The 13,359-nt window shown below is 73.8% G+C and carries 11 protein-coding genes; 1 reads left to right on the top strand and 10 read right to left on the bottom strand.

All coding sequences use genetic code 11. The annotated features are described in order from the left end of the window. Window position 1 precedes the first annotated feature (1 nt). From AB0Q99_RS06085 to AB0Q99_RS06065, 5 genes are all read right to left on the bottom strand, one after another. Window positions 2–907 carry an ABC transporter substrate-binding protein gene (locus AB0Q99_RS06085; RefSeq protein WP_363568920.1) on the bottom strand — a complete coding sequence of 302 codons (906 nt, stop codon included), beginning with the start codon at window positions 905–907 and terminating at the stop codon, window positions 2–4. A 77-nt stretch (window positions 908–984) separates the two neighbouring features. After that, window positions 985–1,797, bottom strand: a complete 813-nt coding sequence (locus AB0Q99_RS06080) for an ABC transporter ATP-binding protein (RefSeq protein WP_363568918.1) — start codon at window positions 1,795–1,797, stop codon at window positions 985–987. Next, on the bottom strand, window positions 1,794–2,600 hold the full coding sequence (locus AB0Q99_RS06075) for an ABC transporter permease (RefSeq protein WP_363569276.1): 807 nt from the start codon (window positions 2,598–2,600) through the stop codon (window positions 1,794–1,796). The genes AB0Q99_RS06080 and AB0Q99_RS06075 overlap by 4 nt, the downstream gene beginning before the upstream one ends. A 128-nt stretch (window positions 2,601–2,728) precedes the next feature. Continuing rightward, complete coding sequence (locus AB0Q99_RS06070; RefSeq protein ID WP_363568917.1) at window positions 2,729–3,757, bottom strand: NrtA/SsuA/CpmA family ABC transporter substrate-binding protein; 1,029 nt, start codon at window positions 3,755–3,757, stop codon at window positions 2,729–2,731. Between the two features lie 268 nt (window positions 3,758–4,025). After that, window positions 4,026–5,057: an ABC transporter substrate-binding protein gene (locus AB0Q99_RS06065; protein ID WP_363568915.1), complete on the bottom strand. Its 1,032-nt coding sequence runs from the start codon at window positions 5,055–5,057 to the stop codon at window positions 4,026–4,028. Window positions 5,058–5,600: 543 nt separating this feature from the next. On the opposite strand from AB0Q99_RS06065, the gene AB0Q99_RS06060 reads away from it, so the two are divergent. Next, a complete protein-coding gene (locus AB0Q99_RS06060; RefSeq protein WP_363568913.1) occupies window positions 5,601–6,383 on the top strand; it encodes an IclR family transcriptional regulator in 783 nt (260 codons plus the stop codon). A 126-nt stretch (window positions 6,384–6,509) separates the two neighbouring features. On the opposite strand, the gene AB0Q99_RS06055 is transcribed toward AB0Q99_RS06060, so the two are convergent. The 5 genes from AB0Q99_RS06055 to AB0Q99_RS06035 all read right to left on the bottom strand — a co-directional run bounded on the left by AB0Q99_RS06055 (window position 6,510) and on the right by AB0Q99_RS06035 (window position 13,063). Beyond that, window positions 6,510–7,061 (bottom strand): winged helix-turn-helix domain-containing protein, encoded by a 552-nt coding sequence (locus tag AB0Q99_RS06055; protein ID WP_363569275.1) that lies wholly within the window; start codon window positions 7,059–7,061, stop codon window positions 6,510–6,512. A 1,344-nt stretch (window positions 7,062–8,405) separates the two neighbouring features. Further along, window positions 8,406–8,954 carry an ATP/GTP-binding protein gene (locus AB0Q99_RS06050; RefSeq protein WP_363569274.1) on the bottom strand — a complete coding sequence of 183 codons (549 nt, stop codon included), beginning with the start codon at window positions 8,952–8,954 and terminating at the stop codon, window positions 8,406–8,408. 82 nt (window positions 8,955–9,036) lie between these two features. Continuing rightward, window positions 9,037–9,468, bottom strand: a complete 432-nt coding sequence (locus tag AB0Q99_RS06045; RefSeq protein WP_363569273.1) for a DUF742 domain-containing protein — start codon at window positions 9,466–9,468, stop codon at window positions 9,037–9,039. Between the two features lie 149 nt (window positions 9,469–9,617). Then, complete coding sequence (locus AB0Q99_RS06040; RefSeq protein WP_363568912.1) at window positions 9,618–10,037, bottom strand: roadblock/LC7 domain-containing protein; 420 nt, start codon at window positions 10,035–10,037, stop codon at window positions 9,618–9,620. Continuing rightward, the gene (locus AB0Q99_RS06035) at window positions 10,034–13,063 is read right to left on the bottom strand and encodes a nitrate- and nitrite sensing domain-containing protein (protein WP_363568910.1); all 3,030 of its coding nucleotides are present in this window, start codon (window positions 13,061–13,063) and stop codon (window positions 10,034–10,036) included. The genes AB0Q99_RS06040 and AB0Q99_RS06035 overlap by 4 nt, the downstream gene beginning before the upstream one ends. Window positions 13,064–13,359 lie beyond the last annotated feature (296 nt).

Genomic DNA, 13,359 nt, shown 5'->3' with positions numbered 1-13,359 from the left:
GTCAGACCGCCTTGGCGAGCGCGGCGGCCACCGGGGCCTCCAGGGCGGGCAGGTGGGCGTCGGCGACGGTCAGCGCGCGGCCGATGAAGCCCACCCCGTGGAAGATGTCCGCCGCTTCCTGCTGCTCGGCGACGAACCCGGCGGTGGCGGGCTCAAGTCGCCACGGCAGCGCGGCCAGCGCGGTCTGCCAGTCGGCGGCCGCACCGCCCAGCTCCCCGGCCGCGATCGCGGCGGCCTCGGCCGGATTCGCGGCCACCCAGGCATCGGCGCGGCTCAGCGCGCGGGTGATCGCGGCGACCACCTCGGGGCGCCCGGTCGCGAACTCGCGCCGGGTGAAGAACACCGAGCGGTCGGTGATCACGTCGCCGGTGCGGATCAGCTCCCGGAACTCCCCGCCGCGTCGGGCGGCGGCGAGTTCGGCGCCCTGTGCGATCCAGCCGGCGATCTCGCCGTCGCGCAGCCGCCGGGCCTGGTCCTCGCCCGCCGCCGGGCGGGCCGGGGTGACGTCCTCACCGTACGTCAGCCCTTGCGCGTGCAGGGCCTTGGCCAGCAGGTGGGTCTGCCAGGAGCCGACGCCGAGGACGACGGTGCCGCCCTTCAGGTCCGCGACCGTCCGGACCGGGCCGGCGGCCGACACCAGCAGCGCGCCGTGGTCCGGGCGGGGCGCGGACACCGCCGCGTAGACCAGGTCGTGGCCGGCCGCCTGCGCGGTGATCGGCGGGGTGGAGCCGGTGCCGCCGAAGTCGATGGTGCCGTCGGCGAGCAGCGTGCCGGTGCGGGTGCCGTCGGCGTAGTGGTGGAAGGCGCCGGTCTCGCCGAGCGGGGCCAGTTCCTCGTCCAGGTAGGGGAGTCGGGCGAGGTAGTAGAGCGAGGGGTTGCTGGCGTGGACGCCGAGGGTGACGGTCATCTGTTCAACTCCGGTGGTACGGGCTCGGTTCGGCCGGGGAGGGCGAGGTGAGCGGGGAGGGCGAGGTGAGCGGGTGGTCAGTGGACGCCGAGGTCGGCGAGCAGGCGGCGGCGCAGTGCGGCGAAGGCCGGGTCGGCGGGGTCGCGCGGGCGGTCGACGGCGACCGGCTCGTCCCGGGCGAACAGTCCGTCGCGCAGGACCACCACGCGGTCGGCGAGCCGGACGGCCTCGTCCACGTCGTGGGTGACCAGCAGCACGGCCGGGCGGTGGCGGCGGACCAGGTCCCCGACCAGGTCCTGCATGCGCAACCGGGTGAGCGCGTCCAGGGCGGCGAACGGTTCGTCCAGCAGCAGGAGTCGGGGCTCGCGGACGAGCGCCCTGGCGAGCGCGACGCGCTGCGCCTCGCCGCCCGACAGGGTGGCCGGCCAGGCGTCGGCGTGCCGGTCCAGACCGACTTCGGCGAGCGCCTTCAGCCCGGTCTCCCGGGTCGCGGCACCGCGCGGCAGACCGACCGTGACATTGGCCAACACCCGCTTGGACGGGACGAGTCGGGGCTCCTGGAACACCACCGTACGGGCCGGAGGGACGAGCACCGTGCCCTCGTCGGCCCGGTCGAGCGCGCCGAGGATGCGCAGCAGCGTGGTCTTTCCGGTGCCACTGGCGCCCAGCAGTGCCACGAACTCGCCCCGGGTGATGGAGAGGTCGACACCGTCGAGGACGGCCCGGGTGCCGAACACCCGGCGCAGTCCGCGCAGATGGACCGCCGGGACGGCCTCCGCAGCCCCGCCTCGCACGGGCACGCTGCCGGGTGCGGAGCCGGGCACGCCGTCAGTGTCGGTGTCGGTGTCTGACGTGGTGCTCGGCGAGGTGACGGCTGTGGTCGCGGTCATCGGGCTGCTCCCTGGACGGCCTGGCGCCACGGCATCAGCAGGCGCTCCAGGACTCGGACGATCCCGTCGGCGGTGAGGCCGAGCAGCCCGTAGATCAGGATGCAGACGGCGAGGACGTCGGTGCGGGAGTAGTTCTGCGCCTGGGCCATCAGATAGCCGATCCCCTCGGTGGAGTTGATCTCCTCGGCGGCGATCAGGGCGATCACGCTGAGCGTCATGGACAGGCGCAGTCCGGAGAGCAGGGACGGCAGCGCGCCGGGCAGCACGACCGACCGTACGATCGCCCAGCGGCCGAGGCCGAAACTGCGCATCGCCTCGACCAGTTTGCGGTCGGTGCTGCGGACCCCGCCGGAGGCGGACACGTACATCGGGAAGCTGGTGGCGACGGCGATCAGGGCGACCTTCGCGGTCTCGGTGATGCCGAACCACACCATGAACAGCGGGACGAGTGCCAGGAACGGTACGGTGCGCAGGACTTGGATCGCCGAGTCGAGCAACTCCTCGCCGAGCCGGGTGAATCCGGTGATCACACCGAGCACCAGACCGATGGAGGCGCCGAAGAACAGGCCGAGTCCGGCGCGGGTGAGGGAAACGGCCAGGGCGTCGGCCAGCTGGCCGTTGCCCCACAACTCCCCCACTGCTTGGCCGACCTGGGCGGGCGAGGCGAGCACGTCCTCGGTGAGCGCGCCGGTGGCGGAGGCGAGTGCCCAGGCACCGAGCAGGGCCAGCGGGCCGAGGGTACGCAGGGTCACCGCGAGCGCACGGGGGCGGGGCCGGTGCCGCCCGCCGCGCGGGGCGACCAGTCCGGCATCGAGCGCGGCCCGGGTGGCATCGGCCGCGAGCTCTGCCGTGGGCTCGGTCGTGGGCTCGACCGCGCGTCCGACCGCGGGTCCGACCGCGGGTCCGACTGTGATGTCCGATGCTGCGGTGGTCACTTGGCGCCGTCCCCGAGCTTGTCGATGTCGATCAGGTACGGCTTGACGTCCACGAGCTGCTTGGTGACCTTCTGGTCGGCGAAGAACTGGGCGACCGTACCGAAACGGGCGATGTCCGCGTCGGAGATGGCGCCGGCCGGGGCACCCTGCTTGCCGACGTTCACCGCGACGTCCTTCTCGGCGGGGGTGACGGCGGTGGGACCGGAGTCGGTGAAGACGTTGAGGTAGGCGGCCGGATCGGCCTTCTCCTTCTGACCGTTCTCGCGCAGGTAGGCGTAGAAGGCCTTGACCACCTCGGGGTACTTGTCGACGAAACCGTTGCGCACGGCCCAGACGGCGTAGTTGTCGGAGCCCACCTCCTGGCCGTTGACCAGGAAGTGCGCGCCGGCGTTGGCGACGGCGGGCGTCGAGAAGGTGTTCCAGGTCGCCCAGGCGTCCACCTGACCGGAGTTGAACACCCCGGAGGTCTGGTCGGCGCGCAGGTAGACCCGCTCCACCTTGTCCGCCGGGATGCCGTTCTTGGCCAGCGCCTTGAGCAGCAGGTACTCGCTGGTGCCGCCCTGGGAGACGGCGACCTTCCGGCCCACCAGGTCCTGGACGGACTTGACGGGCGAGTCGTTCTTCACCAGGATCCCCTCGCCGACGCCGTCGGGCGCGGTCTGGGCGAACAGCTTGAAGCCGGGCTTCTGGGCGAGTGCGGCGACGGCCGAGGTGATCGAGCCCTGGGCGACGTCCAGTTGGTCGGCGGAGAGGGCCTGGGCGGCGGGGGCGAAGGGACCGGCGCTGCCGGTCCAGGCGACCTTGGCGTGCACGGCTGCCAGGGCCCGGTCCAGCGAGCCGTCCTTCTTGCCCCGGGCGAGGAACCCGTTGTTCCCGGGGTCGGGCAGGCGGAGCACCACATCGGCCTTGCCGTCGGCCCCTCCCCCGGCGGAGGCCTTGGCCCCGTCGGCGGACGAGCCGCAGGCGGCCAAGGCGGTGGAGGCGAGCAGCGCGGTGGCGGCGAGGGCGAGGCGGGGGGTCTTCACGGGGGTCTCCAAGGGGGCGACGGATGACAGCTGACAACTGTCGAAATCTGTCATCTGAAAGCTGAACGTTGAACTCTGAAAGCCGTTCACTGACAGCCGTCGGCTGAAAGCTGCTGACGGTGATCTCGTGGGGTGATCTGCGGATGTGCTCTGAGGAGTCGATGTGCTCTGCGGGGATGTGGCCTGCGGACCGAGGCGGGAAGGCCGTGGGCACCGGCGGCTCAGGAGGCCTCGGGAAGGCCGTGGGCACCGGGGTGCGGTCGCCCGCTCAGTCCCCCGGTACACCCGCCCGCCGCCGGCCCAGCAGCTCGCGGGCGGCGCGCAGCGGCTCCGGGTCCGCCCAGGCCTGAACGTCCACCGGCGCGGCGAGGAAGCCCTGCTCCCGCAGGAAACGTTCCTGCAGCTCCAGCAGCTCCAGCCGCTCCGGCGACAGGTCCAGGTGCAGGGTGCGATGGCTGCCCGCCGCATAGGCCCCGGCGACGCCCTCGGCGCCGGCACCGGTCTCGGCCCGCAGGATCCGGGCCACCTCCGCCGGTCGCTCGGCCGCCCAGTCGGCGGCCTCCAGCAGGACCGCGAGGAAGCGCGCGACCAGTTCGGGGTGCTCGTCCAGCAGGCGCTGGTGAACGGTGACCGGCCGGGGCGTCCCGTTGTTGACCCGGGCCCGCCGGTCCGGCGCCGCGTCCAGCTCCACGGCCACCTCCGCGCCGATCCGCCGAGCCGCCTCGACGGCGAGCGCCCCCTTCACGTACACCGCGTCCACCACGCCGTCCCGCAGCGCGGCCAGCTCGGCCGACCACTGCCCGCCACCCGGGGCAGCCGGCACGTCGACGGGTTCGGCATCGTCGAGGGTGAGCCCGGCGAGCGCAAGTGCGCCGCGGAAGCCGGCCAGGGCCATGGCCCGCCAGAAGTCGATGCCTATTCCATGATGTGGGACCGCCAGTCGCAGCCCGCGCAACTGCCCGGGCTCGGCGATGCCGCTGCCGGCCCGAACCAGGACCACCTGGCGCTCCTCGATCCAGGTGAGGCCGATCAGCCTGGTCGCCGCCCCGCGCGAACGGGCCCACAGCGCGGGCACGTTGCCGCCCTCGCGGAACAGCCCGGTGAGCGCGTGGGTGTAGTGGTGGTCGGCGGCCTCCTCGGGCGAGGCGTCCTGGAGCGAGCGGACGGCGATCCCGTCGGCGGCGAACTCCCGGGCCAGCCAGCCCTGGTCGGCCGCGATCCCGGTCGCGGTGGGCACCGGGCAGCGGGTGAACCAGAGGGTGTCGGGAAGGGCGGAGGAGCTTGCGGAACGACTGGTCACGAGGCTTGGTCCTCTACGAAGGGCACGGAGGTCAGAGAGAGCGGGAAGGGGCGGCGAGCGCAGGGGAGACAGGAAAGGCACAGTGGGCGCGGGGTACACGAAGGACGCGAAGGACGCGCCAGGCCCAGGCGAACTACCCGGCAGACCGCCGGAAGGGCGTGGATCCGGGCGCTCCCCCGGCACACCACGGGCCCCGGGAGGCGGAGGGATCGCGCACCGCCGAGGAGGCGGTGGCACGGCGCGCGAGAAGCGGGTCAGCGACAACACGCACAGGAGGGCAGACACCGGCAGGACGTCACGGCGCAGCTCCTTCCTGTGAGTCGGGACATCCGCGCCGCCCGATCGGAGGTGCCGTGCGGCGCGATGTGAGGAGCGTTCCACGGCGGTCGAGTCGGAAGCAAGCTTTTGCCACATGGTGGGATCACTTGTTCATCAACGCCATTCCATTGCAACGTCATCGACACATTCCCGCAGCACCGGCTGCCCTACGCTGAGACTCCCTCCGGCGGTCCGCCCGGAGCCCGAACCGAAACGCGAGGTGTCATGGCCGAGGCCGCCACCGCCGTCCAGAACCCGCCGGCCGGTGCGCAGGCCGTCCAACGGGCGCTGGGACTGCTGCACTGCTTCCACGACAACGGCCCCGACCTGAGCGCCTCCGACCTGGCCCGCCGGATGGGCCTCTCGGTCTCCACCGCACACCGGCTGGCCCGTACGCTGGTCAGCGCCGGGTTCCTGGAGCAGGACGAGCAGAACGCCCGCTACCGGCTCGGCCCGGCCGTCGCCGAACTCGGCCAACTCACCTACCACCAGCGTGGACTGCACCTGGCCGCACCCGAGTTGGAGCTGCTCTCCCGGCGCACCAAGGCGACGGCGGACCTCGCGATCCGCAGCGGCCCGCACGCGGTGATCCTGGTCGGCGGGTCCGTCCGCCCGGACACCGGACTGGGCCTGCGCCGTCCGCTGCACTCCACGGCGCTCGGCAAGGTCCTGCTGGCCTGGCCACGCCCGGGCGAGGCGACGGCGTCGACGCTCGGTCCGCTACGCCCCTTCACCGACCGCACGATCACCGAACCGACGCTTCTGGACGAGGAGTTGGCGAGGGTCCGGGCAGCCGGGTACGCACTCAACGACGGCGAGTCGGCCGCCGGGGTGCGGACGGCGGCCATCCCCGTCCTGGACGGCGCCGGACAGGCCCGCTTCGCGCTCGCGGTCCGCTCGACCCCGGCGCACCTCACCGACGAACGGCTGGACTGGTTCCTGGGCCACGCCCGCACCTGTGCCGACGCCCTGGCCGTGCTCCTGCTGCCGCCAGGCCAACGAGCCTGACGGATCGTCATGTCAGCCCGTCAATCACGGCCGCGCGCGCAGTGGCCGGCTGCCCACCCCTCCTGGAGGTACGGCAGCCGGCCACTGAAGCCGACGGCAACGATCAAACCGCAGAGCGGCAGGCGATCAGACGCCGGCCGGGGTGTACTTGTAGCCGACCCGACGGACCGTCACGATCGTGTCGCGGTAGGCGGATCCGAGCTTGCGACGCAGCCGCGCGACGTGCACGTCGACCGTCCGGCCGTCCCCGACGTGGCCGTAGCCCCAGACCGCGGAGACCAGGTGGTCCCGGGTGTGCACCCGCTGCGGGTGCTCGGTGAGGTGGGCCAGCAGCTCGAACTCCAGGTAGGTGAGGTCGAGCAGCCGCCCGTCGACGTAGGCGTTGCGCCGTTCGGTGTCGACGCTGATGCCGCGCCCGGCCGGACGCACCGGGCGGACGCCCGCCGAGGCCTGGGCCGCGGCCCCGGACCCGGTCGGCGCGACGGGCGCGACGGGTGCGCCGTGCAGACCCGGGCCTCCCGCCGCCGAGTTCTCGGCCGGCACCAGCACCAGGTACCCGACCATCGGGCTCCCGTTCGCGCCGAACTGCGTGCCGTACTGGGCGAGCAACCCCTGCGGCAGCGCGCCCTGCGGCACGGCGGCGACGACGGCCGCCCCCTCCGGCAGTGCGGCGAGCAGCGCGAGCGGGGCCTGCGGGACGACCGCGCCAGGCTGCGGCAGGACGGTCGCCGTGGCCGCCGGGACACCCACCGGGCGGGCCGGGGTGGCGTGCGACGGACGGACGTCCGCCCCGGACCAGCGGTCGGCCACCGGGGCCGGGGCGACGGACGACCTGACGGACGACCCGATCGACGGCCTGCCGGACGGCCCGACCTGCGGCCCGACGGACGGCCTGACGGAGGGTCCCGTGATCCCGGCCGAGCCGGTGGCTCCGGGGACGGCGGCGGGTGCGGACGCAATGGTGGGGACGGACGGAACCGAGCGGACCGCGCGCAGGTGCGGGGTCGCGGTGGGCAGGGGCAGGGTGGCCGTGGAGGAAGAAGACATGGTGTGCCGCTCATTTCGCGCGTGACGGACGGGGTGGAGTCGTCTGCGCGTCGACCGGGCGTACTGCCGGGGCTGGACCGGACGGAGCCGGGTCAGCCGGCGGAGAGCCGGGACGCGCTGGGCGAGCCCGGACACGTCTGATCGAACAGGTGCGGCTGCCGGGACGGCCAGAACGGTTCGAGGTCGTGGCGACCCCGCCGACTGTCCACGGCGCGGCTCGCGCGCCCGTTCCACCGTCCGGTCCGGCCGTCACCCGCGCACATCTCGGGGGCCGTCACGGTCGTTCGGGTACGGCCGAAGGCGGCGGGGGAAGGTCTGAGGCAGACGATGTTCACTGGTGGTCTCTCCGCTGGGCGGGTCCGGTTGGTCGGCCGCGGCACGCCGGACGGCGTTCCGCTACGGCCTGGTCGACGGGATCGGCGGTGCGTCGGGCGACGGCCGGTGGGCCGGGAGTGCCAGGGACGTACCGGGACGGGACAGGCCGGTCAGCGACAACACGCGCTACAGACCAGCGCGTGGTCGATGTAACGGCGGACGGTGAGCACCGGAACGGCAGCGCCCGAGCGGGCGGATCCGGGCGCGAGGGGGCCGGGCACGGTGGTGACGAGAAGTCGTCGGCCGACGGTCATCCTGCTGCCCTCCCCCTTGTTCCACGCGTGGCGACGCGCCACTCCGGGTACGCGCCGGCGGTGCCCCGCCGAATCGTCGGAGGCCGTCCGCCGGTCGGCAACGCCCGTGTGAACGGAGCGTTTCCGGCGCTCCCGACAGCATGGCCGGGCGGCCCTCGTCCACAGAGCCTTCCACGACCGGGCCTGTCTAGGCAACCTTCCGCACTCCGAACGTCCGGGATGCGGACAACCGAATGAGACGTCGGCCCGAGCAGGGTGCCCACAGCGCCTCCGCCGATGCTTTCTCAGGCTCCGACCGGCCACCGGAAAGCCCGGGAAATCCCGGAAGCCGCGAGGCAACCCCCCGTCAGACCCGGGCGGGGGCCCGGTGGCGGCGCGCCGCGGCGTGCTCGACGAGGGCGACGAGCAGATCCTTCCCGTCCGCCCGCAGCCGCGCGTCGCAGAGCAGGACCGGAATGCCCGGGTCCAGGTCGAGCGCGTCCCGCACCTCGTCCGGCGAGAACCGCTTGGTGCCCTCGAAGCAGTTCACCGCGACCACGAACGGGATGCCGCGCTGCTCGAAGAAGTCGACCGACGGGAAGCAGTCGGCCAGCCGCCGGGTGTCGGCGAGCACCACGGCACCGAGCGCGCCGCGCGCCAACTCGTCCCAGACGAACCAGAACCGGTCCTGCCCGGGCGTGCCGAACAGATAGAGCGCGAGGCCGGGCCGCAGGTCGATCCGACCGAAGTCCATCGCGACCGTGGTGGTGCGCTTCGCCTCCACGCCCGCGGTGTCGTCCACCGGACGGCCCAGCTCGCTGAGCTCCTCCTCGGTGCGCAGCGGCCGGATCTCGCTGACCGAGCCGACCAGGGTGGTCTTGCCCGCGCCGAAGCCGCCCGCGACCAGGATCTTCACCGCGACGGCCGGACCGCCGCGCCACTGCGGGTCGTTGGCGTTCGCGGGGTGGGACGCGGCACCGTCCGGGCGGAGGTAGTGGTCAGAGCGCACGGAGTCCATTGATCACGTCTCGCAACAGGCGCTCGTCCGGCAGCTCGGCGAGCGGAACGGGTCGGGTGACGCTGATCAGGTCGGCGTCGTAGAGGTCGCCGAGCAGCACGCGCACCACGCTGACCGGCAGGTCGGTGAAGGAGCCGAGTTCGGCGACGGAGAGCGGCTCACTGCGGCACAGCGCCAGCAGCGTCTGGTGCTCCGGGTCGAGGACGTGCGCGGGCACGGCCCCCGCGTCCGGCCCGGGCTCGACGGCGATGACCAGCGAGATCAGGTCGAACAGCCCCTCCTCGACCGGGCGGGTGCGGCCGCGGGTCATCGAGTAGAGCCGCACCACCGGGCCGGCCTCGTCGTCGAACCAGCGGTCGTCGACCGGGGTGCGCGGCCGGAACAGGTCGATCTCGGGTTCGTCCGGCTCCACCGGCTCCGTCGGCTCCGCGCCCACCGGGGCGTCCGCATCCTGGGACGCGTCCGCACCGGCAGGCGCGGTCGTGCCGGCAGGCCCGTCCGTGCCCACCGGCAGCTCCGGACCGTCCGGCACGTCCGCCCTGGGATCCGCCATCGGCCCGCTCATCTCCCCGGCGGGGCGGTTTCAGTGCGCGGCTCGGCGGCCATGTGCTCGCCGACCCGCTTGACCAGCAGGGCCATCTCGTAGGCGATCTGACCGATGTCGGCCTCGGCCTCGCTCAGCACGGCCAGGCAACTGCCGTCGCCGGCGGCCGTGATGAACAGGAACGCCTCGTCCAGCTCGATCATGGTCTGCCGGACGCCACCGGCCTTGAAGTGCGCGCCGGCGCCCTTGGCCAGGCTGTGGAACCCGGCCGCGACGGCGGCCAGGTGTTCGGCGTCCTCGCGGTCGAGGTCGCGGGAGGCGCCGGTGGCCAGGCCGTCGCTGGAGAGGATCACCGCGTGCCGCAGGGCCGCGACACGCCCCACGAGGTCGTCCAGGAGCCAGGTGAGGTCCCCGGACGGCTGCGTCGAAATGGTCATGAATCAGTTCCTTCCGCTGGAGCGGGTGGTGCAGGTGATGCGGGTCGTGCGGGTGGTACCGGTCGTTCGGATGGTGCGGGTACGGCGTGTGGTGCGGGTACGGCAGGTGGTACAGGTGCGACGGGTGGTGCGGGCACGACGGGTGGTACTGACAGTACGGGTGATCCGGGGCCCGGGGTTCGACGGACCGGCGGTCCGGCCTGCGGCCGACGGGCCAGCGTTGCCCGCCCGGTGTCCGAGGGCGCGGGCAGCGCCGCCGGGGCGGGCGCCGGGCCGATCGCCCGGCGGGACGGGTCCGGCGGCTGCCAGGCCGGTACGGCTACGACGACCCGGCCGCGCGACGAGCCGTCGCGGTCCTTGGCGGCGCCGGTACGGTCCACCGGCGTGGTGGCACCGCGTCCCCGGGTGAAGCCGCGCTGGAAGGAGGCGAAGGTCGCCCGGGCCTCCTCGGGCGAGCGCTCCCGCACCTCCCGGGCGTCCGGAGCGGAACCCGCGCCCCCGCTCGGGTCCTCCGGCCCGCCCGCGTTGCGGAATCGTTCTTTCAGCTGTGGCGCCAGGTTCGCCTGCCGGATCCGACGCGGCAGACCGCCCGCCGTCCGGGGTGCGGCGTCCACCGGCGGCGCCCCGGCGACCCCGGCGGCCCCGGCAGCCTCGGTGGCGGTCGCCGCAGTCGCAGCGGTCGCCAGGGCCTCCTCGGCCGCGGCCACCACGACGTCCTCCCGCCGGTGCCGCCCCGTCCCGGACTCCTCCCCGGCGTCCACCCCCGGCGCGGGGACCAGGACCGGTCCGCTCCTGGTCCGCGAGGCCCGACGCGGCAGGCCGCCCGCCGTACGCCCCGCCTCGGGCGCGGAGGGCCGCGGCCCGCCCGCCACCCGGTGCCGACCGCCGGCTCCGGACCCGGAGGATGAGGCCGACGAAGACCCGCCCGGAGCCCCTGCCTCGAACCCGACGCCACCGCCCGCACCGCCCGACCTCGGCCCGGAGCGCGACCCGAAGCCCGTCCCGGACCCGGAGCGCGGCCCCGAGCTCGACCCGGACCCGGAGCCCGGCACCGCGACCAGGTCCCGCTGCCCGCCCCGACCGGTGCCCACCGACCGCCGACCGCCCGCAGCCGGCTCCGGCTGGCCGTCCGACGCCTCCGCCAGCAGCTCGCGCGGGATCAGCACCACCGCCGTCGTCCCGCCGTACGGGGACGGCCGCAGGTGTACCCGGATGCCGTGCCGCCGGGCCAGCCGACTGACCACGAAGAGGCCCAGCCGGTCGGTGTCGGCGAGGTCGAACTCCTGCTCCACGGAGAGGCGTTCGTTGATCTCGGCGAGCAGTTGCTCGCTCAGCCCGAGCCCGCGGTCGTCGATCTCCAGCGCGAAGCCGTGCGCCACCACCTCGCCCTGGACGGTGACCTGGGTGGTCGGCGGGGAGAACACCGCGGCGTTCTCGACCAGTTCGGCGATCAGGTGGGTGACGTCCGCGACGGCGCTGCCGAGCAGGCCGGTGCCGGGGAACGGCCGGACGGTCACCCGGGCGTACTCCTCGACCTCGCCGACCGCCGCCCGGACCACGTCCACCATCCGGACCGGCTTGCGCCAGGCCCGCCCGGGCGAGCCGCCCGCCAGGATGATCAGACCCTCGGCGTGCCGCCGCATGCGGGTGGTGAGGTGGTCGACCTTGAAGAGGTCCGCCAGCTCCGTCGGGTCCTCGGTGCGGCGTTCCATGGTGTCGAGCAGGGTGAGCTGACGGTGCAGCAGCACCTGGCTGCGCCGGGCCAGGTTGACGAACACGGCCGAGACGCCGCGCCGCAGTTCGGCCTGTTCGACGGCGGCCTCGACGGCGGCCCGCTGGACCGCGTTGAAGGCCTGGCCGACCTGGCCGATCTCGGCGTCGCCGAAGTGCAGTTCGGGCGCCTCGGTGGCCACGTCCACCGGCTCGCCGCGGCGCAGCCGCAGCATGACGGAGGGCAGCCGGGCGCCGGCCAGCTCGTTGGCCGCGTTGCGCAGGCCGATCAGCTCGCGGACCAGGCCCCGCCCGATCCGGAACGAGATCATGATCGACAGCACGATCGCGACCAGCCCGATCGCACCGGCGATGCCGCCGCGCCAGAGCATCCCGATCACCGCGGACCGCGCGCGGTCATCGAGCCCGGCGGAGATCCGGCTGTTGATCGCGGCGAGGTCGCCGAGCGCCCGGTCGGCGGTCTCCCGCCAGGAGTCGCCGTTGAGCGCCTGGACCACCCGGTCGGGGCCGCCGGCGCCGACGAAGTCCGCCTCGGCGCGGGCCAGTGCGCCCCAGGCCTCGCCGCTGCGCAGGGCGATGTAGTCGGACTGGTCGGCGGGTTCGAGCTCGGCGACGTAGACGGTGAACAGCGCCTGCTGGTTGTGCAGGGCGTCCAGCGCGATCTGGTACTGCTCGGCGGTCGGCTTGGCGGCGCCCGAGCGCAGGCCCTCCATCGCCGCGTCCTCCTGCGACAGGTACTCGCGGGCGCGCACCAGCTCGATCAGGATGGTTCCCTGGCGCGGGAGTTGGCCGGTCTGCCGGGCGACGTAGGCGGAGCGGAAGCCGAACACCGGCTTGACCAGGTCGCTGTACTGGTCCAGCGCGAACTCCCAGTTCAGCGCGGCCCGGCCGACCTGGGAGCGCAGCGGGCCCATCTGGTCGGCGGCGGCGACGATCTGCAGGAAACGGCCGCGCTGGGAGGAGGAGAGCTTGCCGCCCGCACTGTCCTTCATCTGCTTCAGGACGGCGAGGCTACGGTCGGTGAGGGTCTTGGCGCGCTCGTAGGCGTCCCGGGCCACCGGCGAGCGCGGGTCGGCCAGGCGCTGGACGGCGGCGCGGCGCTCGTTCTGCAGGTCGGTGGCGTACTGGTCGACCGGGCCCGCGAACTCCTTGTACGTACGGCTGATCCTCAGCTGGCTCCAGACGTCCCCGGTGGTGGCGATGGTCGCGTACACCCACAGGGCGGTGAGCGCGACGATGGGCACCAGGAGCAACGCGATGATCTTCGCGCGGATCGAGCTGCTGCGCAGACGCATGGAGTCCTCGGTCGGGAAGTGCCAGGCGCGGACGGGGAGGGTGGGGGCCGTGGAAGCGGTGGCGGGCCGGGGAGGGGTGGGGCACGGTGGGGACGGAGAGGAGGGATTCGGAGGGGGCTCCCGGCCGCAGGTCTGCGCGACTCTACTACGCCCTGACCACACGTTCGAGGGTCGAACCGATCCACTTCTCCGCCTTGCCCCGCACACGTCAGAAACCGGTCGGGAACTCCTCCGCTTCGTGTCCGGATCATCCGCAGACGTCCGGATTTTCCGCCCGCCCGACACCCTTGACTCCT

This window comes from Kitasatospora sp. NPDC086791, from assembly GCF_040685975.1.
In the GTDB taxonomy this organism is placed as follows: domain Bacteria; phylum Actinomycetota; class Actinomycetes; order Streptomycetales; family Streptomycetaceae; genus Kitasatospora.
This window is presented reverse-complemented; position numbering and strand designations above follow the sequence as displayed.

Excerpts from the sequence above, each read along its gene's own strand:
- AB0Q99_RS06085 (WP_363568920.1), bottom strand. The coding sequence starts at position 907 with ATGACCGTCACCCTCGGCGTCCACGCCAGCAACCCCTCGCTCTACTAC.
- AB0Q99_RS06080 (WP_363568918.1), bottom strand. The coding sequence starts at position 1,797 with ATGACCGCGACCACAGCCGTCACCTCGCCGAGCACCACGTCAGACACC.
- AB0Q99_RS06060 (WP_363568913.1), top strand. The coding sequence starts at position 5,601 with ATGGCCGAGGCCGCCACCGCCGTCCAGAACCCGCCGGCCGGTGCGCAG.
- AB0Q99_RS06040 (WP_363568912.1), bottom strand. The coding sequence starts at position 10,037 with ATGACCATTTCGACGCAGCCGTCCGGGGACCTCACCTGGCTCCTGGAC.
- AB0Q99_RS06035 (WP_363568910.1), bottom strand. The coding sequence starts at position 13,063 with ATGCGTCTGCGCAGCAGCTCGATCCGCGCGAAGATCATCGCGTTGCTC.